Below are 23,145 nucleotides of genomic sequence, written 5' to 3'. Positions count from 1 at the left end.
CCTTCCGCCCCGGCTCAGCCGGGGTAGTCACCGGGTCGCGCGCCCGGGTTGGCGTTCAACCATGTCAGGTAGCGGTTGTACTCGGTCAGGTCGGCGTCCTCACCGTCACCGGCCGGGACGGTCGCCCGTACGACCCGCACCGGGCGGCGTACCACCGGGGTGCCGGGCGTCCCGGACGGCGGCGCGGCGGCTGCCGCCGCGCCGGTACCCGGGATCGTCGCCAGCGGGACCACCGGCCGGTCCGACGGGGGCGTCCCCGCGGGTGGGTCGTCCGGGGCCGGTTCCCCGCGCAGGGTGTGCCGGACCTCCCGCCACCACACGAAGACCACGAAGGCTGCGAAGATCGGCCACTCCACCGCGTACGCCCAGCTCAGCGTGTTACCGGCGGCGGCCCGGCTGATCTGCCACCAGCCCAGCGCGCAGAACCCGACGACCAGCACGACCATGGCCACGTGGCGGAGAATCCACGCCGGTGTCCAGAGCCGCTTCATGGCACCGAGGGTACCGGGCCGACCCGGCGTCTCCGACGCGACGTCGTAGTCCCGCGCCGGGGTGGGTGGTTTGGTGCCCTCCGGTGTGGGCATCCGTCTAGATGCCAGCCCAAACGAGATCAGGGGGGCGACGATGACCGGATCGGTACGACAGGACGGGTTCCCGCCGCGCGCCGCGGCCGACGCCAGCCCGGAGCAGCGGCTTCCGGAGTGGGACGGCGACCACCTGCACGACATGGCCGCCACCGACGCGGGCCCCGACGCCGAGCTGCTCGGGGTCGATCCCGCCGAACTGGGTGACGAGGACCTGATCCGCGAGATGCACAGTCTGCACCGCACCCGACTGGACACCCTGCGGCACGCGGCGGACTCCGCGCTCGCCACCCATCTGCGGCGTACCGCCGAACTGGAGACGGAGTACCTGGCGCGTCACCCCGGCCGCGAGGTCGACCCGAGCCGGCTGCGGGACGCCTGATGACGACACGTGTCGAACGGGGCATGTCCGCCCCGCCCGAGGTGGTCTTCAGCACCGCCACGGACCCCGACCGGGCCACGGCGTGGCTGCCGGAGCCGCTGCGCACCGACGGCGCCGAGCAACCGCAGGTCGAGCCGGACGGGCTACGTGCCCGGTGGAGCAGCAGCTCCACCCCGGGATGGTCGGCCGAGATCCAGGTCGAGCCGGCGGACGCCGGTGGTGCCCGGGTCCGGCTCGACCTGACCGGTGGGTCCGGGGACCAGGACACCGACGCGCTGGCCGACCAGACCCTGGCCAACCTCGCCCGCGAGGTGGCCGAGAACCTGACCGCCGGCTGACCCCGTCGGCACGTGGACCGCCGCCCGTTGGTAGCGAGGCAAGGAGAGACGCAGGTGACGCAGAGCGGCCTGAAGGACAGGGTGGCACGGCTGCGCCGGGCGTACGCGCCGGACGAACACCGGCCGCTGGGCGGTTACCTGGTGGCGATGGGCACCTACGCCGGGGTCGCCGGGGCGCTCGCCGCCCTGGTCAGGGCCACCGGACGACCGGTGCCGGAGCGGCCCGCGCCGGCCGACGTGGTGCTGCTGAGCATCGCCACCCACAAGTTGAGCCGGCTGCTCTCCAAGGACGCGGTGACCAGCCCGCTGCGGGCCCCGTTCACCCGCTACGACCGGCCGAGTGGCAGCGGCGAGGTGATGGAGCAGGTCCGCGACTCCGGCAGCTCGACCCGGCACGCGATCGGCGAGTTGCTGAGCTGCCCGTTCTGCCTGGCGGTGTGGGTGGCCACCGGACTCACCGGCGGGCTCGTGCTCGCGCCCCGGTTGACCCGACTGGTCGCCACCGCGTTGACCGCGGTCGCCGCCTCGGACTTCCTCCAGATGGCGTACGCGGTCTCGCAGCAGGCGGCCGAGGGCGGCGGACGGGACGACTGAGCCGGCACCGCCGACGAGGGACCGGGCGGACGCCGGCGTGGGTTTGGGGGGACGCGTCAGGACGTGGGTTGAGCGACACGTCGGGACGCGTGCAGGCCGGACGACGGGAACGGGGGCCCGACGGCCCCCGTTTTCCGCGTACGTGGGTCAGCGCTGCATGCCGGACCAGCCGGTAGGCGACTCCGGCTCCCGTTCGTCCTCGTCCTCACCGGTGATGATGTCCCGGTCGACGGCGGTACGGTCGTGCTCGTTGGCGAAGTCGGGCTCCGGGGTGCTGTCCAGGCCCTCGGCGGGCTGGCCGAGAGCGGGCATCCGCTCCTGCTTGTCGTCGCGATCGGTCATGGTCGCTGTCCTCTCCGTGGTCGGCCGCGTCCCGCGCCTCAGACCCCCGAGCCGCCGATCAGGTCGGCGACCTCGTCCATCGCGTACTCGCCCTTGGCAGGGCCGAGATGCGGGTCAGCACGGCCGCGGGGAGTTCGGCGGCGACCGCCCGGCGGTGGATCTCGGCCTGGCTGATCCGTTCCTGCCCGTGGTAGATGTCGTCGAGCAGGTCGTCGATCATCCGGTTGGCTGGTTCGTCGGTCACGGTGATCGCCTACCCGTGCCGGAATCGGTCAAACGTCGCGACGCCCCCGCCCGCCGTCGCGTGGCTGCGGGCAGGTCGCCCTGGGGCGAACCGTCGGCGCCCACCAGATGGTGTGACCCAGACCACACCGTCGACCGGAACACCCGAGCTGTCCGACCCGTTGACCAGGGTGTCGGTGTGACCAGTGTCCCCGGGCCTCACCTAACAAGCCTTCGCGGAATACCGTTCGGCTGGAGCCGCGTCGCGCCACTCGCCGAGAGGCGACCTGCACACCGACACCAGCGCCGCCCCGGGCCCCGCCCGGGGCGGCGCTGTGCTTCCCCACCCCACCGTCGGATCAGGCGGGGGAGGGGAGGCGGCCGGCGGTGGGGGTGGGCGGATTCTGCGCGGCCTGGGTGCGACGGGCACGGACGGCAGTGGCCAGGGTCTCCAGCACCTCGGCGGTGTCCTGCCAGCCGATGCAGGCGTCGGTGATCGACTGGCCGTAGGTCAGGTCCCGGGTCGGGTTGAGGTCCTGCCGCCCCGACTCCAGGAACGACTCCAGCATGATCCCGACGATGCCGCGCTGGCCGGCGGCGAGCTGCTCGGCCACGTCCGCCGCGACCACCGGCTGGCGGCGGTGGTCCTTGCCGCTGTTGTCGTGGCTGGCGTCGATCACCACCCGCTCCGGCAGGTTCGCCGCGCGGAGTTGGGCCAGTGCGCCGGCCACCGAGTCGGCGTCGTAGTTGGGCACACCCCTGCCACCACGCAGCACCAGGTGCCCGTCGGCGTTGCCCCGGGTGTGCAGGATGGCCGGCGTGCCGGAGACGTCGATGCCCGGGAAGACGTGCGGCACCCCGGCGGCGCGGATCGCGTCCACGGCCGTGCCGATGCTGCCGTCCGGCCGGTTCTTCATGCCGATCGGCATGGACAGGCCGGAGGCGAGCTGCCGGTGCACCTGGCTCTCCACCGTGCGCGCGCCGATCGCACCCCAGGCCACCGTGTCGGCGATGTACTGCGGGGTGATCGGGTCGAGGAACTCGCAGCCCACCGGGAGGCCGAGCCGGAGCACGTCGAGCAGGAGCGCGCGGGCGAGCCGCAGCCCCTTGTTGACGTCACCGGAACCGTCCAGGCCGGGGTCGTTGATCAGCCCCTTCCAGCCGACCGTGGAGCGCGGCTTCTCGAAGTAGACGCGCATGACCACCAGCAGGTCGTCGGTGTGCCGCTCGGCCGCCTCGCGGAGCCGGTGGGCGTACTCCAGGGCGGCGACCGGGTCGTGCACCGAGCACGGGCCGACCACGACCAGCAGCCGGTCGTCGGCGCGGTCCAGCACCCGGCTGACCGACCGGCGTCCGGCGATCACGGCCGAGGTGAGCGTGGCGTCCAGAGGCAGTTCGTGGAGGAGCAGTGCCGGGGTGGTCAACGGCACGATCCGTTCGATCCGTTGATCGATGACGGGATGGTTGTCCGTGGTCGCCACGGTGGTTCCCTTCCGCCGGCCACTCCCGGGGCCGGCGCCCGAGACCGAGCCGGCTGCTCGTAGGCAAGAAGGCAGGGGGATCGCCTGATCCCCCGCCTGGCCGGCTCGGAGAGTGGTGACGTCAGCTCATGGTCGCGTCACCGGCTCCGCAGCCGGCTGGCTAAACCATCGATACGAGCGAGTCACGGCGGCCAGCCTACCCGACCGGGACGCCGAAAGCTCGTCCAGACGTCGGCGACGACACCCGACACGATGATCATCGTCGATTGTTGGATCTCTCGCACTCTGGGATATCGGCCTTCGGCGTGGCCTCTGCGCCTCGCCTCGGTGGGGCGGGGAGAGATTTTTCCGGCGTACCATATGTTGGGAACACGACCTGGGGTCGTGTGGGTGGGGCCGGCGTCCCGTGGGCCGCTGGCTCTCCGGCGGCAGGTCAGCCGGGGGTAGGTGCGCCTGGTCGCGGGCGAGCATCCTGATCGATGTCACGAGGTGCGGCGCAGGCGGCGTAGCGGAGCGGTCGACGGGGTACCAGGGCGGCCATGAGTGACCAACTGAGCGATCAGGACCGGGTGGCGTCCCGCGCCCACCACCTGCTGCCCGAGGAGCGGGCGGCCGGCAGCGACGACCCGGAGGCGCAGGCGGAGGCGATCCTCGCCGAATCGGATCTCCGGGAGGCGGACCGGAACGCCGCCCCCGACACCGTGCTGGAACGGCGTACGTCGGATCAGACGGTGGTCGCGGTCGAGCCGCCGGACTGACGAGTCGAGCCGCTGTACTGATCCGTCGAGCCGCCGGACGGCACGGCCGACGCGGGGGCGGGGCCGGCGGACCGGGCGGAGGCGCCCCGGGCCCGGCGTGAGCCCCGGTAGGTCCGGTCCCGCAGCCGGGCGACCGGCCCGGCCGCCCACAGGCCCGCCGGCAGGTTGCCGACCGGGTCGAAGGCGAGCGCGGCGTCGTTCGCGCAGTCCAGCGGCTCATCGACGCACACCACCCCGAACGGCCGCCACGGCCCGACGGCGGACGCGACCGCGAGCACCAGACGCGGGGTGTCCCGCCGGATCGCGGCGGCCACCTCGTTGAGGCCACGACCCAGGTCCACCGCACTCCGGTCGGGCAGGACGCCCAGCCAGAGCCGTCCCTGGCCGGACCGGTACGGCATGATCGTGCTGTACCCGCCGACGACACGCCGCCGGGGCAGCGGAAGCTGCCGGAGCACCGGCGCGGTGCCACTCGAACTCACCAGCAGGTCGAACGGCTGCCGGTCCACCCCGTGGTGGATCCGTACCGCCAGGCCGAGCACGTCCGGCCAGCCCGCCGGGGTGGGCACCCCCCGGGAGAACCGGATCGTCGCGGGATAGCGACCCGGCCGGTCCAGCAGCGCCACCCCGGTGACCGGAGCGGCCGTACCTCCGATCGTCACCTCCCCGGAAAAGGTGCGACCGGCGGGATGCAGCAGGCGGGCGCCCCACCAGCGGGCGAGGGCGGCGGCCACGCGTTCGGCGGCGGACAGGACGGACATGACCGTGGCGGTACCCGGCGGGGTCCGATCGATGCGCGCCACGTGTCGGGTCGGCGCGCCAGCGACGCCGGGCGCCACCTGCCGGGCCGGGTGATCGGATAGCGTCGTGCCATGCCCGAGAGCGGTTACCCCTGGCCGATCGAGACGACCCGACTGGACAACGGCCTGCGTGTGGTGGTGAGCGAGGACCGCACCGCCCCGGCGGTCGCGGTGAACCTCTGGTACGACGTCGGCTCCCGGCACGAGCCGGCGGGCCAGACCGGGTTCGCCCACCTCTTCGAACACCTGATGTTCGAGGGCTCGGTGAACGTGGCCAAGACCGAGCACATGAAGCTGATCCAGGGTGCCGGTGGTTCGCTCAACGCCACCACCAACCCGGACCGCACCAACTACTTCGAGACAGTCCCCGCCGAGCACCTGGAACTGGCGTTCTGGCTGGAGGCCGACCGGATGGGCGGCCTGGTGCCGGCGCTGACCCAGGAGACGCTGGACAACCAGCGCGACGTGGTGAAGAACGAGCGCCGGCAGCGCTACGAGAACGTCCCGTACGGCGACGCGTGGCTGCGGCTGCTGCCCATGCTCTACCCGCCGGGGCACCCGTACCACCATGCCACGATCGGCTCGATGGCCGACCTGAACGCCGCCGACCTGGCCACCTTCCAGGACTTCCACCGCACCTACTACGCGCCGAACAACGCCGTGCTGACGGTGGTCGGTGACGCCCGCGTCGAGGAGGTCGTCGCGCTCGCCGAGCGGTACTTCGGGCCGATCCCGCCGCGTGCCGACATCCCGGCCGCGCCGGACGGCCACACGGTCGCCGCGGCCGGAGAGCCGGTCCGGGAGACGGTCACCGCCGACGTCCCGGCGCCCCGGGTGTACCTCGCGCACCGTACCCACCCGTTCGGCAGCCCCGGGTACGACGTGGTGACCGTCCTCGCCACCGTGCTCGGCAGCGGTCGGGGCAGCCGCCTCTACCAGCGCCTGGCCGACGGGGAGCGGATCGCCCAGCCCGACCTGGTGGGCGCGTACGGGGTGGACCTGGCGCACGCGCCGGCCCCGCTGATCGCCACCGCCACCGCCCGCCCCGGCGTGACCGCCGAGCGGCTGGAGGCCGGGCTGGCCGAGGTGGTCGACGAGCTGGCCACCGTCCCGGTCACCGGCACCGAGCTGGACCGGGCCAAGGCGCTGCTCACCACCGCCTGGTGGCGGCAGATGTCCACCGTGGACGGCCGCGCCGACACGCTCAGCCGGTACGCCACCCAGTTCGGTGACCCGGCCCGTGCCGCCGACCGGCTGCCGGCCTGGCTCGCGGTCACCGCGGAGCAGATCGCCGAGGTCGCCGCCGAGGTGCTCGCGCCACGGGACCGGGCGGTCCTCAGCTACCTGCCGAAGGAGGGCGCGTGAGCCCCGTCTCCGCAGCCACCCGCCGGCCCGCAGTCGTGAACGGAAGGAAGCCCCGATGAGCCTGATCGCCGAACGTCCCGGTCCGGGCGTCGCCCGCCCGTACCGGTTCCCGACGGTGACCCGCCGGACGGTGGCCGGCGGGGAGGTCGTCGCCGCGCACCTGCCCGGACAGAACCTGGCCGTGGCGCTGCTGCTGCTCGACGCCGGGGCCGGCCGGGAACCGCTCGGCCGGGAAGGGCTCGGCGGCGTCCTCGCCAAGGCGGTCGAGGAGGGCACGGCGCAGCGGGACGCCACCGCGTACGCGTTGGCGATCGAGGCGCTCGGCACCGAGCTGGTGATCGGGCTGGACTGGGACTCCTTCCAGGTCAGTGTGCAGGTGCCGGTGGACCGGCTGAGCGCCGCCGTGGAGCTGCTCGCCGAGGCGGTGCGCACCCCGCGCCTCGACCCGGCCGACATCCTGCGGGTCCGCGACGACGAGGCCACCGCGCTGCGCATGGACTGGGCGAACCCGGGCCCGCGCGCCGACGCGGTGCTCCGCGCCGACCTGTACGGCGTGGACACCCGGCACGGCCGCCCGATGTACGGGGACCCGGACTCGGTGGCCGGGCTGGAGGTCGACGACGTCCGGGTCTTCCACTCCGAGTGGTTCCTCCGGCCGGGCACCCTGGTCGTCGCCGGTGACCTGGAGCGGATCGACCTGGACGCGCTCGGCGCGGCGGCCTTCGCCGGTGCCGGCGGCGGCCCGGCCCCGCAGGAGGGACCGCTCCCGGTGACCCTGCGGGCGGGCCGGCGGATCCTGCTGGTCGACCGCCCCGGGTCGGTGCAGTCGACGCTGCGGCTCGGCCACCCCTCCCCGCACCGGGCGCACCCGGACCACGTGCCGACGACCCTCGCCGGGACGGTCCTCGGCGGCGCCTTCACCTCCCGCCTCAACCACCTGATCCGCGAGGTGCACGGCTACACGTACGGCATCCGGGGCGACTTCGCCACCTCCCGCCGGTTCGGCCGGTTCGCGGTCGCCTCGGGAGTGCAGACCGCGGTCACCGCTCCGGCGCTGGTGGAGACGGTGGGGGAGATCACCCGCACCCGGCTCACCGGGGTCACCGAGGAGGAACTGGCGGTGGCCCGTTCCTGGCGGGCCGGGCAGCTCTCGGTCGAGTTGCAGTCCCCCCGGGCGATCGCCTCGGCGCTGACCACCCTGGTGGTGCACGGGTTGCCCGACGACTACCACGCCCGGCTGCGGGAGTCGCTGCTCTCCGCCGACGTCGAGCAGGTCTCCGTGGCAGCCGCCGCGCACCTGCACCCGGAGGCGTTGACCCTGGTGGTCGAGGGCGATGCGGCGATCATCCGGGACGAGCTGGTGGCCACCGGCCTCGGCGAGGTGGTCGACGCCACGCTCTGAGGCGTCGCCGAGGCGGTGTGACGTGCGTCGTCCGGGGTCCGGGCCGTGGGAAAGCGCTCCCGGTCCGGACCTCGGCGTGGGTAGCCTCGCGGACATGAGGATCGGCATTGTGGGGGCCACCGGCCAGGTCGGTGGCGTCATGCGGCAGGTGTTGGCGGAGCGGCGTTTCCCGGTGGACGAGCTGCGGCTCTTCGCCTCGGCCCGGTCGGCGGGGCGCACCCTGCCCTGGGGCGACGGCGAGATCACCGTCGAGGACGCGGCCACCGCCGACTACCGGGGGCTGGACATCGCGCTCTTCTCGGCCGGTAAGGGCACGTCGAAGGAACTCGCTCCCCGGGTCGCCGCAGCCGGCGCCGTGGTGATCGACAACTCCTCCGCGTACCGGATGGACCCGGACGTCCCGCTGGTCGTGGCGGAGGTCAACCCGCACGCCGCCACCGTCCGCCCGAAGGGCATCATCGCCAATCCCAACTGCACCACGATGGCCGCCATGCCGGTGTTGCGTCCGCTGCACGCCGAGGCCGAGCTGACCAGCCTGGTGGTCGCCACCTACCAGGCGGTCTCCGGTGCCGGCCTGGCCGGCGTGGCGGAGCTGGACGAGCAGGTCCGCAAGGTGGCCGGTGAGGCGACCGGGCTGACCCACGACGGCAGCGCCGTCGAGTTCCCCGCGCCGCGTTCCTTCGCCGAACCGATCGCCTTCAACGTGCTCCCGCTCGCCGGGTCACTCGTCGACGACGGGTCCGGCGAGACCGACGAGGAACAGAAGCTGCGCAACGAGAGCCGCAAGATCCTGGAGATCCCGGGGCTGAAGGTCGCCGGCACCTGCGTCCGGGTGCCCGTCTTCACCGGTCACTCGTTGCAGATCCACGCGCGCTTCGCCCGGCCGATCACCCCGCAGCGCGCCCGTGAGCTGCTCGCCGACGCCCCGGGCGTGGCGCTCGTCGACGTACCGACCCCGCTGCGGGCCGCTGGGCAGGACCCGACGTACGTGGGCCGGATCCGCGCCGACGAGACCGTCGAGCACGGGCTGTCGTTCTTCTGCTCCAACGACAACCTGCGCAAGGGCGCCGCGCTCAACGCCGTCCAGATCGCCGAGCTGGTCGCCGCCGAGAACCGCTGACCCGCCCGCCGTACGCGTCCGGCCCGCCGACGGGCCCCCACCGTCGCCGCCCCCCCCGAACCGGTCCACCTGTCACGTGGCCACCCACCGTCGAAGGTGGGTGGCCACGCGCGTAACCGGGTCGGCTCGCCTCCGGCGGTGCACGAGGTCGATCGTGTTGGATGGGGTGCGTGGCTGCGCCATGTGTTTGCAGGGGCCCCCTCCTGTGCAAAAAGCGGTAACAGGGGGCCCCTCCTACCGACGAGGTGGAGGCGCAGCCGGTAACCGGGCCGACCCGACGTTGGAGGAATCCGTGACGGACGCCGAGCGCGAGGACAAGCTGATCGACACCATCGCCACCCACTCGCTGGGGGTGCTGGCCACGATCCGGCGGGACGGCAGTCCCCAGCAGTCCACTGTGGTGTACAGCTTCGACCGGGAGGAACGCCTGATCCGGGTCTCGGTGACCGGCACCCGGGCCAAGACGGCCAACCTGCGCCGCGATCCCCGGGCCAGCTTCCACGTCAGTAGCGGGGACGGCTGGACGTACACCGCGGCCCAGGTCCGGGGCGAGTTGACCCCGGTGGCCACCGATCCGCACGACGAGGTGGTGGAGGAACTGGTCGGGCTCTACCGTGCGGTGCGCGGCGAGCACCCGGACTGGGACGACTACCGGCGGGCCATGGTCCAGCAGGGCCGGATGGTGCTGCGGCTGCGCGTCGAGCGGGTGGTCGGCATCCCCGCCGGGGACTGAGGGGTCGTAATCCCACCCCGGTCTGCGGCAGTTGGGGTTGGTCACGGGTGGGCGGCGGGCAGGGGGCCGGTGTTACCCCGGGGACCCGACGGGTAGACGGCGGGCCGACACCGAGAGGGGAGCCCCATGACTACCGTCGGAGAATTCATGACCACCCGTCTGGTGACCATGGACGCCAACGACACGCTCACCGCGGCGGCCCAGGAGATGCGCGACAGCGCCATCGGGGACGTGGTGGTGACCGACGGTGACGACGTGGTCGGCATCGTCACGGACCGGGACATCACCGTACGGGGGGGTGGCCGCGCAGCGGGACCCGGACCGCACCACCCTGCGCGAGATCAGCAGCACCGGCCTGGTCACGGTCAGCCAGTACGACGACGCGGTGGCCGCCGCCGACCTGATGCGCACGTACGCCGTACGCCGGCTGCCGGTGATGGACGACGGGCGGCTGGTCGGCCTGATCTCCATCGGTGACCTCGCGGTGGAGCGCGAGCCGCAGTCCGTGCTGGCCGACATCAGCGCGGACGACCCGAACAACTGACCCACGGACGACCCGGACGAACTGACCCAACGGACGCCCCGGACCACCGTCCGCCGACGGTGGTCCGGCCCGGCACCACGGCGCGCCGGTTCCCGCCACGGGAGCCGGCGCGTCCGCGTGCCGGGGCGCGTCGCTCACCCGATGCGGGTGAGATTGCCGTGCCTCCCGGCGGGGACCCTGCTCCGGCGGCGGAGCGTGGATCGCCGCCGAGGACGGACGGGAACGACGGGGGAGGAACGACCGGATGGCGGACGCGATCACGCGGTTCTTCGAGGAGCTCAACCGGCGGGGATTCGAACCGTTGCTGGAGAAGACATCCGGGACGGTCCGCTTCGACCTGCACGAAGGGGCGCAGACGACGCACTGGTTGCTGGCCATCGACCGGGGACGGTTGCGGGTGAACCAGGAGGACCGGGAGGCCGACACGGTCATCGGGACCGACCCGGTCCTCTTCGAGGACCTCACCGCCGGTCGGGAGCACGGGATCGCGGCGGTGTTGCGCGGGGAGGTCACCGTCTCCGGCGACCCCCGTCTGATGGTGCCGGTGGAGCGGCTCTTCCCCGGCCCGCCGGACTCCCGGGGGCCGCAGCGGGTCGTGGCAAAGGAGGCGTCCTGATGGCACAGAACAACATGGTCCGGATCCTCGACGGGAACACCTTCGTGGTCTGCGAGGACACCGGTGACATCGAGGCGACGCCGACCGAGCCCACGGGACTGTTCGCCAACGACACGCGTTTCCTCTCCACCTGGGTGCTGACCGTCAACGGGGAACGGCTCAACCCGCTCTCCTACGACGACCTCCAGTACTACGAGGCGCGCTTCTTCCTGGTGCCGGGGGCGGCCACCCACTACACCGACGCGAAGCTGTCGGTCATCCGGGAACGGGCGGTCGGCGGGAGTTTCCGCGAGGACCTGACGATCCTCAACCACGACGAGCAACCGGTGGAGCTGGAGATCCGGATCGACGCGGCGGCGGACTTCGCCGACCTCTTCGAGGTCAAGGACGAGATCCTGAACAAGAAGGGCGAGTTCTACACGAACGTGGAGCCGGACCGGCTCCGGCTGGGCTACCGCCGGGGGCGGTTCAACCGGGAGACGGTGATCACGTCCTCCGCGCCGGCCAGTTTCGACCCCCGTGGCTTCGCGTACTCGGTGCGGCTCGAACCGAACGAGCGGTGGAGCACCCGCATCGAGGTGCACACGCCCATTCTCGGCCCGGGTGGCCGGCACGTGCCGATGGGCATGCGGGTGCACGGCACCGGGCAACTCGCGCTCCAGCACGACCTGCGGGAGTGGATCGCCCGGGCACCGAAGGTGAACTGCGAGTGGGAGACGCTGGGTCGTACGTACCAGCGGAGCCTGGTCGACCTGGCGGCGCTGCGGTTCGGGCCGATCTCCGTGGCCGGGGCCATCCCCGCCGCGGGCCTGCCCTGGTTCATGACCATGTTCGGCCGGGACAGCATCCTGACCTGTCTCCAGGCGTTGCCGTTCACCCCGGAGCTGTCCCGGACCACGCTGCGGATCCTCGCCACGCTCCAGGGCAGCCGGTTCGACGACTTCCGGGAGGAGGACCCCGGCCGGATCCTGCACGAGATGCGGTACGGCGAGTCCGCCGCGTTCGAGGAACAGCCGCACTCGCCCTACTACGGCTCGGTGGACGCCACACCGCTGTTCGTGGTGCTCCTCGACGAGTACGAGCGGTGGACCGGGGACGCCGCGCTGGTCCGGGAACTGGAACGGGAGAGCCGGGCCGCGCTGCGCTGGATCGACGAGCACGCCGACCTGGTCGGCAACGGCTACATCTGGTACGAACGCCGCAACACCGACACCGGCCTGGAGAACCAGTGCTGGAAGGACTCCTGGGACTCCATCTCCTACCGGGACGGCCGGCTGCCCGGCTTCCCCCGGGCGACCTGCGAGGTGCAGGGGTACGCGTACGACGCGAAGGTGCGGGCCGCCCGGCTGGCGCGGGAGTTCTGGGACGATCCGGCCTACGCCGACCAGCTCGAACGGGAGGCCGCCGACCTGAAGGAACGCTTCAACCGCGAATGGTGGGTCGAGGACGGCGAGTACTACGCCATCGGCCTGGACGCCGATGGGCGGCAGGTCGACACGCTCAGCTCCAACATCGGGCACCTGCTGTGGAGCGGCATCGTGGACACCGATCGTGCCGCGAAGGTGGCGGAGCATCTGGTCGGCCCCCGGCTCTTCTCCGGTTGGGGCGTACGCACCCTCGCCGAGGGGGAGGTCCGGTACAACCCGATCGGCTACCACAACGGCACGATCTGGCCGTTCGACAACTCGTTCATCGCCTGGGGACTGCGCCGGTACGGCTTCGCCGAGGAGGCGGCCCAGATCGCGGACGGCATCATCGCCGCCTCCGGCTACTTCGACGGGCGGCTGCCGGAGGCGTTCGGCGGCTACCACCGTGACCTGACGAAGTTTCCGGTGGAGTATCCGACCGCCTGCTCCCCGCAGGCCTGGTCGACCGGGGCGCCGCTGCTGCTGATCCGGACCATGCTCGGCATCGAGCCGCACGAGGGGCACCTCGCGGTGGACCCCCGGCTGCCGGTCGGTGTGGGCCGCGTCGAGGTGCTGGACATTCCCGGTCGCTGGGGCCGGGTGGACGCCTTCGCCCGGGGCCGCCTGAAGATGGAACACCACCCGGACTGAGCGGCACCGGCCCGGGTGCGTCTGGCGTCCGGTCAGGCTTCGGGACACGGCCGGCAGGGTACTCTCGCCGGCATGCCGGAACTCGTGTACCCGCCCGTGATCGCCGCCGCCAAGACGATGTTCCGGGTCCTCGACATGCGTATCACCGTGGAGGGCGCGCACCACGTGCCGCGTACCGGCGGGGCGGTGATGGCCGCCAACCACGTCAGCTACCTCGACTTCATCTTCTGCGGGCTCGGCGCGCAGGAGTCGAAGCGGCTGGTCCGCTTCATGGCCAAGGAGTCGGTCTTCACGCACAAGATCTCCGGCCCGCTCATGCGGGGCATGCGGCACATCTCGGTGAACCGGGAGGCCGGGCTCGACTCGTACAACCAGGCGGTCGACGCGTTGCGGCGCGGCGAGGTGGTCGGCGTCTTCCCGGAGGCGACGATCAGCCGTTCGTTCGTGGTCAAGCAGTTGAAGAGCGGCACCGTCCGGATGGCCAAGGACGCCGGGGTGCCCGTCCTGCCGGTCGCGCTCTGGGGCGGTCAGCGGCTCTGGACCAAGGGCCGCCCGCGTACGCTCACCCGCCGGCACGTGCCGATCACCATCCTGATCGGCGAGCCGCTGGATCCGGCCGCCTACGAGTACGCCGGCAAGATGAACGCCGATCTGAAGGCCCGGCTCATCGCTCTGGTCGACCGGGCGCAGCGGGAGTACCCCGACAAGCCGTCCGGCCCGGACGACGCCTGGTGGCAGCCGAAGCACCTGGGCGGTACCGCCCCGACCCTGGAGGAGGCCGCCGCCCTGGAGGCCGCCCGCCTCGCCCGTGCCACGACCGCCTGAGCGCGGGTGGGCCGGGGCGACCGGATCGTTCCGGAGGTGGACGTGATGGTGCCTGTCGGTGGGACGCCGTCGGCGACCAGGATCGGGGCATGAGCCGATCAGCACTCGTCGTCATCGACGTCCAGGAGTCCTTCCGGCAGCGCCCGATCTGGGCGTACCGCTCCAACCCGGATCTGGTCGCGCGGGTCCGCCGGCTGGTCGACGCCGCCCGCGAACGAGGCGACCTGGTGGTCTGGGTCCTGCACGCCGAACCGGGCAGCGGCGGTGTCTTCGACCCGGTCAGCGGCCACGTCCGGCTGCTCGACGGGCTCCACCCGCGCGACGGCGAACCCCGGCTGACCAAGACCGCGCACAACGCGTTCACCACCACCGACCTGCAACTCCTGCTGACCACGCGGGGCATCCGTGAGCTGGTCGTCTGCGGCATCCGGACCGAGCAGTGCTGCGAGACCACCGCCCGGCTCGGCTTCGACCTCGGCTACCAGGTCACCTTCGTCACCGAGGCGACCATGACCTTCCCCACGCCGCACCGGGACCTGCCGGAGACGGCAGGCGTCGAGGAGATCCTGGCCGACCCGCGCACCCTCTCCGCCGAGGAGATGACCACCCGCACCGAGTACGCCCTCGCCGGCCGGTTCGCCACCATCCGTACCGTGGACGAGGTGGTCGGGGCGGTGCCCGCCGACGTGGCAGGCTGAACCGGTGGCCCGGGTCGTCTTCCTGCTGGTCCCGCAGCTGCACCTGCTCGACCTCGCCGGACCGGCCCAGGTCTTCTCCACCGCCGCCGACCTCGGGTACGACTACCGCCTGCACTACATCGCCGAGCGGGCACCGGTGTCGACCGTGCAGGGCGTGCCACTGGGCGCCGACACCCGGTGGCCGGAGCTGACCCCGGACGACCTGCTCGTCGTACCCGGCTGGCGGCCTGCCGCGCACGGGCCGGCGGGTCCGGTCGGGCCCGCCGACCTGCGGCGGCTGGCCGCGCACCACGCGGCCGGCGGGGTGGTGGCGAGCGTCTGCGCCGGGGCGTACGCGCTCGGCCGGGCCGGGCTGCTCGACGGCCGGCGCTGCACCACCCACCACGAGGTGCAGGACGACCTGGCCCGCCGGCACCCGGCAGCCACCGTGGTCCGGGACGTGCTCTACGTGGTCGACGACCGGGTGGTCACCTCCGCCGGCATCGCCAGCGGCATCGACGTGGCGCTGCACCTGCTCGCCACCCGGCACGGGCCGGCGGTGGCCGCCCGGGTCGCCCGGTCGCTGGTGGTGCACACCCGGCGCAACGGCGACGAGCAGCAGGCCAGCGCGATGCTGCGGCACCGCTCGCACCTCAGCGACGCCGCGCACCGGGTGCAGGACGTGATCGACGCCCGGTTCCCGGAGAAGCTGCCGCTGGCCGCGCTGGCGGCGGCCGGCGGGGTGGCCGAGCGGACGCTGACCCGGCTGTTCCGGCAGGCCACCGGGCTGACCCCGCTCGCCTACCAGCAGCTGTTGCGGGTGGAACGCGCCGAGCACCTGATCGGGCACGGCTCCACGGTGGAGGCCGCGGCCCGCGCGGTCGGCTTCGCCGACGCCCGCATGCTCCGCCGCCTACGCGCCCGCACCCGTTGAGCGGCGATTACCGCCGGACCCGGACGCCCTCCCGGTTGTGGAGCCGTTGGTCAGGGTTGGCGTACACGGTGAGCCGAGGACTGTCGCGGAGCGGCCCCAGGTCGAGGCCGGTGGCGGTCGTTCCCGCGCTGTTGAGACGCAGCGTGCGCAGTCGGGGCATCGTGGCCAGCGGACCCAGGTCGGTGAGACCGACACAGGCCGACAGTTCGACCGTCTCCAGGGTGGGATGACCGGCCAGCGGGGTGAGATCGAGTGGGCCGGCGAAAGCGCGGAGGTCCAGGACCTCGAGCGGTAGGTCGCGGATCGAGGCGAGGTCCAGGACAGGTACATCGAGCCAGTTCAGTACCAGGCGCTTCAGGCTGCGGTGGGCGGCGACGTGGTCCAGGACGGCCGGGTCGCTGCAACCGCTGAGCCCCAACGAGACCAGCGCGGGAAGCTGCCGCAGGAAAGCCACGTCGTCCAGCGGGTGCCGATCCGTCGCGGCGGAGAGGAACAGGTCGTTCAGTTCCGGTAACTGGGTCAACGGTCGCCAGGTGTACGGCCGGTAGATGCCCCACAGGGACAGCACCGTGAGCTGAGGAGACCGGGTGAGCCACGACAGATTCGTCCGACCACTGGGCGGTGGCAGGAAAAGGAAGATGAGGGTCCGGAGTCGGGTGAGCGTGGCTGGAATCGCCGCCGGGTCCAGCGGCGTGTTCACGTACAGGCTCTCCAGTTCGGGGTGGGCCCGGAGGGCGTCGATCTCCCGGTCGATGGGGCCGCTGATGCCAGCGAACAGGTACAGGCCGCAAATCGGGGGCAGCGCGCGGAGGACCTCCGGCTTGGGCTGGACGATGAACTGCACGTCACGGAGATGCCGCAGGTGACGGGTCATCGGCGCGGTCCACTCGTCGACGGTGATCGAACCGCCCTGAAGCGGGGAGTCGGCGAGGACGCGGCGGCCGTACTCGTCGGGCTCGAAATGGTCGGCGGCGCGGATCAGGGCATCTATCACGGGACCACGCGCGTCCGCGCCGTACCGGGAGAGCTTCTCCAACGCCCGGGGGCCGCCGACGTAGGCGGCGGTGGTGACCACGGCCGCCGCCACCGACGGGGTGAGTTCGGTGAGGTCGTCGGGCAGGTAGTCGAGGACGCGCTCCCCGGCCAGCGCGAGGGAGCGGGCCTCCACCTTGCTGCGGGGTGGCAGCAGCGCCACCAGACTGACGTCGATGCGGGCCTGCATGGCCGGGGTCAGGCCGGGTGCGGTCTCCACGCAGGCCGCCGCGAGCAGCCGCAGCCAGCGCTGCTTCCGGTCGGACGCGGCGTCGGCCCGGTCGAGCAGCCCGTTGATCAGCCGCTGCCGGTACTCGCTGTTGGCCAGGCCGGCGGTCATGATGACGGTCTCCCGCCAGATGTCCCGCCCGGCCTGCTCCAGCAGTGCGTCGACGTAGTTCTCCTCGGCGATCTCCTTCGCCGCCAGGTACTCCTGGAACGTCCGGTGCACGAAGGAGAGCCGGTCCTCGGCCACGTCCTTGAGGACGCCGCTGCGGTCCAGCAGGTGTTCGAACACGTCGGCCGGCTCGGCGGTGACCTTCGGCATGGTGGCGAGCTTGCGGGTCACGTGTTCCCGGGCCTGCCCGGTGTCCAGCTCCGAGCGGTTGCTGATCGCCAGCCGCCAGGCCAGGTCCTGGAGCAGCGTCCGGGCGTGCTGCGCACCCAACCCCACCCGCCGGTACGCGGGCACGTTCCGGGCCGTGTCGCGCCGTTCCAGCAGCATGTCCAGGGCGGCCTGGTAGAGGCTGATCCGGTCGTGCGGCAGGTCGTCGCCCCGGTCGAGGTTCAACGCGCAGAGCATCGCGCACATCAGCGGGTTGGTGGCCAGCCCGCGCAGGTGCCGGTTGGCCTCCAGCCGGGCCAGCAGTCGACGCTCGTACCGGGGCAGCTCGTCCGCCTGGCACGGCAGGTGGCGCGCGCCGCCGATGGCCCGGTGCCAGCGGCGGACGAAGACCACGATGTCGGCCGGGCTCATCTGCTCCAGCGCCAGGGTGGTGAAGTCCTCGTTGGCCAGCCAGCGGGCCGGTGCCGCCGTGGGCCGGGAGGTCACCACGACGATCACCCCGGGATACCGGTGCAGGATCCGGCGCAGCCACTCCCGGACGCCGGCCCGCTGGCTGCTCACCAGTTCGTCGACGCCGTCGACGAGGAGCAGGGCACGGCCCTCGGCGAAGATCCGCTCGACCCAGCCGGCCGGTGCCTCGGTGGCGAACTGGGCAATGTCGTCGCCGAGCTGCGGGCCGACCGGGGGCAGCGGCCGGTCGGCGTACGCGCGCAGCTTGACCAGGAAGGGCACCCGCCCGTTCCAGTCCTGCAACTCGCCGGTGAACGTACGACGGGCGGCGTTGATCACCAACCAGCGCAGCAGGGTGCTCTTGCCGGAGCCCGCCTCGCCGCGCAGGAGGACACGACGGTGGTGTCCGAGTGCTCCCTCGACCCGCAGGCCGATCTGGATGTCACCGAACAGGCCCTTACTGGCGTCGGCGTCGACCAGCCGGCCGAAGGCACCCTGGGCGTGTGGACGGAGCGCACGTGTCCGGCGGCTCCCGCCGCCGCTGGAGTCGGTGACGCTGAGGCTGAGGTACGCGATGCTGAGCGTCGTCTCCGGGGTGAAGTTGTGCACGTCCACGCCGAAGAGTTCGAGCTGGTCGTGGTGGGTGGAGACGAACTGCCCGTACCGCTGCTCGAAGGAGCCGTCGTCGCCCGCGTCGGCGCTGGGGGGAGCGGGCAGTCGGGCGAGCACCTCGGCCAGGTCGGCGGAGAGCCGGGAGAACCGGGCGAGGATCTCCTGGCTGGCCCGGTTGGTGAACTCCGGCAGGTGCCGGACCAACTCGACGTGGCAGCGTACGCAGTCGGCCAGGACCCGCTCGCCGAGCCGGGTGGCCGCCTCGCTGAGCCCGGCCCGCTCGGCGGCGGCGACGTAGGCGGGCTGGAGGGCCCGGGTGAGCCGGGCCGGGTCGGCGTCGGCGGCGAAGAGCTGCTCGTCGGAGGCCACCCCGTGCGTGACCACCCGCCCGACCGTGTCGAGGGTCGCCGCCACCTCGTGCTCGGGCAGGTTGCCGTACTCGGTGGCGAAGGTCTGCTCGATGCGTTCGGTGACCTCCGTGACGAGGCTTCGGACCTGCGCCTCGGCCTTGCGGCGCACGATCCGGTCCCGGAACGTCGTGGCGACCAGCTCCGACAGGTCGAGGCTGCGGGCGTCCCGGGCCTGGCGGTGCCCCAGCCACTGCCCGACCGCGCGGGTCACCACCGCCTTCGCCAGGCCGGTCGCGGCGGTTTCGATCAGCGGCATTCGAGGCTCCCCATCCGGGGGCCGACCCCTTGAGGTCAGGCCGTCGGGCACAGAGTTGAGGAGCCTAGGTGATGGCCGGCGACCAGTCCATAGTGGATCGGAAGGTCGTCAGCAGGCCGGGCCGGGGTGGCCCGCCGCCGGGCGTCCGCTCGGTCCGGGCCGGCGGGACCGCGACGGCGGGTGGTAGTAGTCCTCCCGGCTGAGGAACTCCACCGGCAGCGACCCGGGCAGGGTGACCGGGACGCCGCGTACCACCGAGCCGGTGCCCGCCCGGCGCAGCAGGACGTCCCGCTCGGCCGCCGACAACTCCACGACCGTCGGGTTGGCCAGCCGGAACGCGGCGACCGCCCGCCGGACCAGCCGGGCCAGCGCGGCGACCTCCCGGGCCGGGCCGCCGAGGGCGAGGGCGGGCTGCGCGATGGTCCGCAGCGCGTCGCAGACGACCAGCAGGTCGGCGGTGCCGTCCGGGGCGGTCGGCCGCAGCTCCAACCGGGACGGCCACTGCCAGCGGATCTGCCCGCTGGCCGGGCGGGCCGCCGGGAGCCAGCGCCGGTGCCGGGGGCCGGTGCCGACCGGGGCCAGGGGCAGGTCGGCGCAGACGTGCACGATCCGCCGGTCGGTGACGGTCACCGAGGCGGTCGGGGTGAGCAGCCACTGCGGCCGGTCGACGGCCGGACCGAGCAGGTGACCCGCGAGGGTCAGCCGGTGCCGCGCGAGCACCCGCTCACCGGGCTCGGGGACCGGCTCGTGGTGCCGGTCCAGCATCGGCTGGTCGGGTGCGCCGGAAGCGTCGAACCGGTGCGGTGCGATGAAGAACGGGGTTCCGTCGTCGTCGGATGTCATCACGGCCTCCCGGCGGACACGGCGTGCGGGCGGTCTGCCGTCGAGCGTCCCGGCCGGGCGGGCCGGTGTCATGACACCCGTTAGGGGGTCGGCCGGTCGGACGACGCGTACGACTGATAGTCGCCGATCTCCTCCGGACGGATCAGGCCGTCCTCGATCGCTCGGGCGAGCAGCGCGGACTTCGTGGCGGCCGGCCGCCCGGCCCGGGTGTACTTGATCCGGGCCCGGTCGACGTACTGCTTGACGGTGTGCTCGCTGATCCGCATCCGGCGGGCCACCGACGCCTTCGACATCGACTGGAACCAGAGCAGCAGCGCCTCCCGTTCCTTGTCGGACAGGGCCGGCCGGTCCGGTCGGGCGTCGCCCACCATCGCGCCGGCCAGCGACGGCGGCACGTACACCCGGTCGTCCGCTGCCGCCAGCAGCGTGGCGACGCAGTGCTCCCGTCCCTCGTGCTTGGCGAGGAACGCCACCGCCCCGGCGTCCAGCACGGCGAGCATCGTCTCCGGGTCGGTGTGCTCGGAGTAGACCACCACCCGCCGTCCCGCCGCGCTCAGCCCGACCACGGCGTCCACCGCCATCCGGCCGTGCAGCCGCAGGTCCAGCAGGACCACGTCGGCGTCCGGGGCGTCGCGCAGCACGACGTCGGGATCGTCCCCGGTGGCCACCACCGTCAGTCGTGGCTCGACGGCGAGCCACGACCGGATCCCCTCGACCACCACCGGGTGGTCGTCGACGATCGCCACGCGTACCAGGCTCACCGGCCCCGCCACCGGGTCCGCGTCCATCCGACCTCCCCGTCGCGAACGTGTTCGTACCCGACCGTGTCGTCCGTCCAGCCGGACGTCACGTCCTCCAGGATGCCCTGCTCGGGCGCGATCAGGCTGATCTCCACGTGGTCCGGTCCGGCCACGACGGTGAGCCGGGTGCGGTCCCGCGCGCCGGCCAGGCCGGCGGCGAGCGGCTCGACCAGGCGGCGGCGCACCTCCACCGGTAACGGTGGCGGTGACCCCACGACGGCCAGGTCCACCACGACGCCCCGCCGTTCCGCCAGGTCCGCGCTGGCCCGCAGCTCGTGCAGCAGCGGGTCGGGCACGTCGTCGGACTCGGCGATCAGCCGGCGCAGCCGGGCCGCGGCGAGGGCGCACCGCCGCTGCACCGCCGGGTCGGCCGGGTCGGCCCGACCGGCGGCGAGGTCGGCGAGGATCTCTCCGGCCGTGGCGTCGACCAGGGCCAGCCGGTCCCGCCGCTCCCGCTGGGCGTGCGTGGCGGCGAGCCGCTGGGCGGTCACGGCGGCCCCGGCGGAGGCGGCGTGGGCGCGTTCGGCGGCGAGCGTGGTGAGGGTCGCCGCGCCGACGGCGAGCGCCAGCGGCAGCACCGCCACGCCGTAGACGTACATCGCGTAGCGGCTCAGGTCGGCGGCGTCCGCGCCCCGCGCGAGGACCGCGACCAGCGCGATCACCGCCCCGGCGGTGATGGTGGCGACCAGCTGCCGCAGCGGCCGTCCCCAGAGGAAGAGCACGGCGAACCAGCCCACCGTGCCCCAGCCCCAGTTCGCCGAGAGGAACAGGAACCGCTCGCCGCTGGCCGGGAAGACCGCCGCGTCGACCACCAGCAACCCGACCACCAGCGGCCCCGCCGGCAGTGGCGCGTCGCGCAACAACCGCCACGCGGCGACGGCCCCGGCCAGCGCCACCGCCAGCCAGCCGCCGCCGACCACCCACGGCCACCGCAGCTCCGACCAGTTCAGCAGGACGGCGGGCAGGCTGACCAGCAGGTGCCAGCCGTACGCGATGACCACCGCCGCGATCCGGGCACCCCGGTCGGAGGCACTGGCCACCGCCCCGGCGGCCGGCGGCGGGACCTGGTCGGGCGGGGCGACCTCGCTGACGTCCGGCGGCGGTGTGTCGCCGGTGCGCGTCGCCGGTGTGCCGGCGGTCGGCGATGGTGTGCCGGTGGTCGACGGTTCAGCCCGCATCCGGCCACTCCAGCCGGATCCGGGTGCCCCGTCCGGGGGCCGCGTCGACCGTCGCCCGTCCGCCCACCGCCGTCATCCGGCCCCGGATCGACTCGCGCAGCCCGTACCGGTGGGTCGGGACCAGCGCCGGGTCGAAGCCCGGCCCGTCGTCGACCACCTCGACCACGACGGTGCCGGCGACCCCGGCCAGTCGCAGCCGTACCGCCGCGCCCGGCGCGTGCCGCAGCACGTTGGCCAGGGCAGCGGCGGTGCTCTCGGCGAACGCGGCGGCCACCGGCACCGGGACCGTGACGCCCGGCGCGAGGTCCACGGCCACCGGCAGCTCCGGGACCCGGGCGGCCACGCCGCGCAGCCACCCGTCCAGCGCCGTCCGGGTCGCGTCGCTTGGAGTGGACGGAGGGACCACCTCGCGCTCCGCCGGGGTGCCGGCGGCGGCGAGCGTACGCAGGTCGGCGGCGGCCCGCTCACGCAGCAGCGGGGAACCGGAGCGGACCGCACCCAGACCCACCATGGTCAGCGTGGAGAGCACCGTGTCGTGCAGATCCCGGTTCTGTCGCCGCTCGGCCTCCCGGGCGGTCCGGGCGATCACCGCCTCCCGCAGCACGCGCTGCCGTTCGGTGAACGCCGCGTCCGCCCGGCGACTGCTACGGCGCAGCACCACGGCGAGCGCGGTGGCCGAAGCGGTCTGCACCACCAGGGTGGTCGCGTGCGCGACGGCCTCCGCGTCGTTGCCGGCGCGGTGGGCCCCGAGGGCGTACGCGCCGGCGACCAGCAGCCCGGCGGGCACCGCCCAGCGGGGCCGCGACGCGAGCTGGGCGACGATCACGGTGGTGCTGGCCAGGATCGCCACCCAGCTCACCTCACCGGGGAGCACCTCGGTGGCGACCAGGTACGGCAGGAGCAGGCAGGTGACCACGGTCAACGCCACGTCCGCGCCGATCAACCCGGGGGTGAGCCCGGACCGGATCCCCGACCGGGTGAACCACAGTGACCAGCCGGTGAGGACGACGACCGCGACGACCAGCGGCACCGGTCGGACCGGCGGGGTGCGGACCGCCAGGGCGGTGACCGCACCGGCGAGGCCACAGGTCAGCCGGAGCATGACCGGCAGGGTGGTGAAGACCCGGTTCAGCGCGTCGCCGGCCGGACTCGCCGCCACCGGGGGCGCGGTGGCGGGATCATCCGGCACGACCACCGGCGAGGACGGGGCGGCGACGGCCGGCAT

22 protein-coding genes and 2 pseudogenes are annotated in these 23,145 nt (G+C 73.3%); 14 read left to right on the top strand and 10 right to left on the bottom strand.

Features of this window, described 5'->3' with window-relative positions; genetic code table 11:
* Positions 1 to 14: 14 nt before the first annotated feature.
* Positions 15 to 491 carry a hypothetical protein gene (locus IGA62_RS06440; protein ID WP_145821760.1) on the bottom strand — a complete coding sequence of 159 codons (477 nt, stop codon included), beginning with the start codon at positions 489 to 491 and terminating at the stop codon, positions 15 to 17.
* 133 nt (positions 492 to 624) lie between these two features.
* Here IGA62_RS06440 and IGA62_RS06435 point away from each other — a divergent pair, with 133 nt between their 5' ends.
* The 3 genes from IGA62_RS06435 to IGA62_RS06425 are packed head-to-tail and all read left to right on the top strand — an operon-like array spanning position 625 to position 1,898.
* Positions 625 to 966 carry a DUF6158 family protein gene (locus IGA62_RS06435; RefSeq protein ID WP_145815822.1) on the top strand — a complete coding sequence of 114 codons (342 nt, stop codon included), beginning with the start codon at positions 625 to 627 and terminating at the stop codon, positions 964 to 966.
* Positions 966 to 1,304: a hypothetical protein gene (locus IGA62_RS06430; protein WP_145815823.1), complete on the top strand. Its 339-nt coding sequence runs from the start codon at positions 966 to 968 to the stop codon at positions 1,302 to 1,304. Before IGA62_RS06435 ends, IGA62_RS06430 begins: the two co-directional genes overlap by 1 nt.
* A gap of 54 nt (positions 1,305 to 1,358) precedes the next feature.
* Positions 1,359 to 1,898 (top strand): DUF1360 domain-containing protein, encoded by a 540-nt coding sequence (locus tag IGA62_RS06425; RefSeq protein ID WP_091450714.1) that lies wholly within the window; start codon positions 1,359 to 1,361, stop codon positions 1,896 to 1,898.
* A gap of 147 nt (positions 1,899 to 2,045) precedes the next feature.
* Here IGA62_RS06425 and IGA62_RS06420 read toward each other — a convergent pair whose 3' ends face one another.
* The 3 genes and pseudogenes from IGA62_RS06420 to IGA62_RS06410 all read right to left on the bottom strand — a co-directional run bounded on the left by IGA62_RS06420 (position 2,046) and on the right by IGA62_RS06410 (position 3,943).
* Complete coding sequence (locus IGA62_RS06420) at positions 2,046 to 2,240, bottom strand: hypothetical protein (protein ID WP_145815824.1); 195 nt, start codon at positions 2,238 to 2,240, stop codon at positions 2,046 to 2,048.
* A gap of 38 nt (positions 2,241 to 2,278) precedes the next feature.
* Positions 2,279 to 2,460 (bottom strand): annotated as a pseudogene (locus IGA62_RS06415) (hypothetical protein).
* A 361-nt stretch (positions 2,461 to 2,821) separates the two neighbouring features.
* Positions 2,822 to 3,943: a 3-deoxy-7-phosphoheptulonate synthase gene (locus IGA62_RS06410; RefSeq protein ID WP_145815825.1), complete on the bottom strand. Its 1,122-nt coding sequence runs from the start codon at positions 3,941 to 3,943 to the stop codon at positions 2,822 to 2,824.
* 539 nt (positions 3,944 to 4,482) lie between these two features.
* Between IGA62_RS06410 and IGA62_RS06405 the strand changes: the two genes are divergently transcribed.
* Positions 4,483 to 4,701, top strand: a complete 219-nt coding sequence (locus IGA62_RS06405) for a hypothetical protein (protein ID WP_091450707.1) — start codon at positions 4,483 to 4,485, stop codon at positions 4,699 to 4,701.
* On the opposite strand, the gene IGA62_RS06400 is transcribed toward IGA62_RS06405, so the two are convergent.
* A complete protein-coding gene (locus IGA62_RS06400) occupies positions 4,668 to 5,462 on the bottom strand; it encodes a phosphodiesterase (RefSeq protein WP_232624901.1) in 795 nt (264 codons plus the stop codon). The genes IGA62_RS06405 and IGA62_RS06400 overlap by 34 nt on opposite strands.
* Before the next feature lie 111 nt (positions 5,463 to 5,573).
* Between IGA62_RS06400 and IGA62_RS06395 the strand changes: the two genes are divergently transcribed.
* The 10 genes and pseudogenes from IGA62_RS06395 (at position 5,574) to IGA62_RS06350 (ending at position 15,774) form a co-directional block, all read left to right on the top strand.
* Positions 5,574 to 6,866 carry a M16 family metallopeptidase gene (locus IGA62_RS06395; RefSeq protein ID WP_145815826.1) on the top strand — a complete coding sequence of 431 codons (1,293 nt, stop codon included), beginning with the start codon at positions 5,574 to 5,576 and terminating at the stop codon, positions 6,864 to 6,866.
* A gap of 55 nt (positions 6,867 to 6,921) precedes the next feature.
* The gene (locus IGA62_RS06390) at positions 6,922 to 8,268 is read left to right on the top strand and encodes a M16 family metallopeptidase (protein ID WP_145815827.1); all 1,347 of its coding nucleotides are present in this window, start codon (positions 6,922 to 6,924) and stop codon (positions 8,266 to 8,268) included.
* Positions 8,269 to 8,362: 94 nt separating this feature from the next.
* Positions 8,363 to 9,388, top strand: a complete 1,026-nt coding sequence (locus tag IGA62_RS06385) for an aspartate-semialdehyde dehydrogenase (RefSeq protein ID WP_145815828.1) — start codon at positions 8,363 to 8,365, stop codon at positions 9,386 to 9,388.
* A gap of 292 nt (positions 9,389 to 9,680) precedes the next feature.
* Positions 9,681 to 10,121, top strand: a complete 441-nt coding sequence (locus tag IGA62_RS06380; RefSeq protein ID WP_232624900.1) for a PPOX class F420-dependent oxidoreductase — start codon at positions 9,681 to 9,683, stop codon at positions 10,119 to 10,121.
* 126 nt (positions 10,122 to 10,247) lie between these two features.
* Positions 10,248 to 10,665: pseudogene (locus IGA62_RS06375) on the top strand (CBS domain-containing protein).
* A gap of 244 nt (positions 10,666 to 10,909) precedes the next feature.
* Positions 10,910 to 11,281: an SCP2 sterol-binding domain-containing protein gene (locus IGA62_RS06370; RefSeq protein ID WP_145815830.1), complete on the top strand. Its 372-nt coding sequence runs from the start codon at positions 10,910 to 10,912 to the stop codon at positions 11,279 to 11,281.
* Positions 11,281 to 13,338, top strand: a complete 2,058-nt coding sequence (locus tag IGA62_RS06365; RefSeq protein WP_145815831.1) for an amylo-alpha-1,6-glucosidase — start codon at positions 11,281 to 11,283, stop codon at positions 13,336 to 13,338. The genes IGA62_RS06370 and IGA62_RS06365 overlap by 1 nt, the downstream gene beginning before the upstream one ends.
* A gap of 72 nt (positions 13,339 to 13,410) precedes the next feature.
* On the top strand, positions 13,411 to 14,163 hold the full coding sequence (locus IGA62_RS06360; RefSeq protein WP_145815832.1) for a lysophospholipid acyltransferase family protein: 753 nt from the start codon (positions 13,411 to 13,413) through the stop codon (positions 14,161 to 14,163).
* A gap of 89 nt (positions 14,164 to 14,252) precedes the next feature.
* Positions 14,253 to 14,861: an isochorismatase family protein gene (locus tag IGA62_RS06355; RefSeq protein WP_145815833.1), complete on the top strand. Its 609-nt coding sequence runs from the start codon at positions 14,253 to 14,255 to the stop codon at positions 14,859 to 14,861.
* 4 nt (positions 14,862 to 14,865) lie between these two features.
* Entirely contained in the window at positions 14,866 to 15,774 is a 909-nt protein-coding gene (locus tag IGA62_RS06350) for a GlxA family transcriptional regulator (RefSeq protein WP_145815834.1), read from the top strand.
* Between the two features lie 7 nt (positions 15,775 to 15,781).
* On the opposite strand, the gene IGA62_RS06345 is transcribed toward IGA62_RS06350, so the two are convergent.
* The 5 genes from IGA62_RS06345 to IGA62_RS06325 all read right to left on the bottom strand — a co-directional run bounded on the left by IGA62_RS06345 (position 15,782) and on the right by IGA62_RS06325 (position 23,145).
* Entirely contained in the window at positions 15,782 to 19,099 is a 3,318-nt protein-coding gene (locus IGA62_RS06345) for an NACHT domain-containing protein (RefSeq protein WP_145815835.1), read from the bottom strand.
* A 108-nt stretch (positions 19,100 to 19,207) separates the two neighbouring features.
* A complete protein-coding gene (locus IGA62_RS06340) occupies positions 19,208 to 19,942 on the bottom strand; it encodes a hypothetical protein (protein ID WP_232624899.1) in 735 nt (244 codons plus the stop codon).
* An 80-nt stretch (positions 19,943 to 20,022) separates the two neighbouring features.
* On the bottom strand, positions 20,023 to 20,730 hold the full coding sequence (locus IGA62_RS06335) for a response regulator (protein ID WP_145815836.1): 708 nt from the start codon (positions 20,728 to 20,730) through the stop codon (positions 20,023 to 20,025).
* Complete coding sequence (locus IGA62_RS06330) at positions 20,700 to 21,920, bottom strand: hypothetical protein (RefSeq protein WP_145815837.1); 1,221 nt, start codon at positions 21,918 to 21,920, stop codon at positions 20,700 to 20,702. The genes IGA62_RS06335 and IGA62_RS06330 overlap by 31 nt, the downstream gene beginning before the upstream one ends.
* The gene (locus IGA62_RS06325) at positions 21,910 to 23,145 is read right to left on the bottom strand and encodes a sensor histidine kinase (protein WP_145815838.1); all 1,236 of its coding nucleotides are present in this window, start codon (positions 23,143 to 23,145) and stop codon (positions 21,910 to 21,912) included. Before IGA62_RS06325 ends, IGA62_RS06330 begins: the two co-directional genes overlap by 11 nt.

It is taken from the genome of Micromonospora sagamiensis (assembly GCF_014680085.1).
GTDB classification, from domain to species: Bacteria; Actinomycetota; Actinomycetes; order Mycobacteriales; family Micromonosporaceae; genus Micromonospora; species Micromonospora inyonensis.
This window is presented reverse-complemented; position numbering and strand designations above follow the sequence as displayed.

Excerpts from the sequence above, each read along its gene's own strand:
- IGA62_RS06395 (WP_145815826.1), top strand. The coding sequence starts at position 5,574 with ATGCCCGAGAGCGGTTACCCCTGGCCGATCGAGACGACCCGACTGGAC.
- IGA62_RS06330 (WP_145815837.1), bottom strand. The coding sequence starts at position 21,920 with ATGCGGGCTGAACCGTCGACCACCGGCACACCATCGCCGACCGCCGGC.
- IGA62_RS06345 (WP_145815835.1), bottom strand. The coding sequence starts at position 19,099 with ATGCCGCTGATCGAAACCGCCGCGACCGGCCTGGCGAAGGCGGTGGTG.
- IGA62_RS06440 (WP_145821760.1), bottom strand. The coding sequence starts at position 491 with ATGAAGCGGCTCTGGACACCGGCGTGGATTCTCCGCCACGTGGCCATG.
- IGA62_RS06435 (WP_145815822.1), top strand. The coding sequence starts at position 625 with ATGACCGGATCGGTACGACAGGACGGGTTCCCGCCGCGCGCCGCGGCC.
- IGA62_RS06400 (WP_232624901.1), bottom strand. The coding sequence starts at position 5,462 with ATGTCCGTCCTGTCCGCCGCCGAACGCGTGGCCGCCGCCCTCGCCCGC.
- IGA62_RS06370 (WP_145815830.1), top strand. The coding sequence starts at position 10,910 with ATGGCGGACGCGATCACGCGGTTCTTCGAGGAGCTCAACCGGCGGGGA.
- IGA62_RS06430 (WP_145815823.1), top strand. The coding sequence starts at position 966 with ATGACGACACGTGTCGAACGGGGCATGTCCGCCCCGCCCGAGGTGGTC.
- IGA62_RS06335 (WP_145815836.1), bottom strand. The coding sequence starts at position 20,730 with ATGGACGCGGACCCGGTGGCGGGGCCGGTGAGCCTGGTACGCGTGGCG.
- IGA62_RS06340 (WP_232624899.1), bottom strand. The coding sequence starts at position 19,942 with ATGACATCCGACGACGACGGAACCCCGTTCTTCATCGCACCGCACCGG.
- IGA62_RS06365 (WP_145815831.1), top strand. The coding sequence starts at position 11,281 with ATGGCACAGAACAACATGGTCCGGATCCTCGACGGGAACACCTTCGTG.
- IGA62_RS06360 (WP_145815832.1), top strand. The coding sequence starts at position 13,411 with ATGCCGGAACTCGTGTACCCGCCCGTGATCGCCGCCGCCAAGACGATG.
- IGA62_RS06325 (WP_145815838.1), bottom strand. The coding sequence starts at position 23,145 with ATGCCGGCCGTCGCCGCCCCGTCCTCGCCGGTGGTCGTGCCGGATGAT.
- IGA62_RS06385 (WP_145815828.1), top strand. The coding sequence starts at position 8,363 with ATGAGGATCGGCATTGTGGGGGCCACCGGCCAGGTCGGTGGCGTCATG.
- IGA62_RS06390 (WP_145815827.1), top strand. The coding sequence starts at position 6,922 with ATGAGCCTGATCGCCGAACGTCCCGGTCCGGGCGTCGCCCGCCCGTAC.
- IGA62_RS06355 (WP_145815833.1), top strand. The coding sequence starts at position 14,253 with ATGAGCCGATCAGCACTCGTCGTCATCGACGTCCAGGAGTCCTTCCGG.
- IGA62_RS06405 (WP_091450707.1), top strand. The coding sequence starts at position 4,483 with ATGAGTGACCAACTGAGCGATCAGGACCGGGTGGCGTCCCGCGCCCAC.
- IGA62_RS06420 (WP_145815824.1), bottom strand. The coding sequence starts at position 2,240 with ATGACCGATCGCGACGACAAGCAGGAGCGGATGCCCGCTCTCGGCCAG.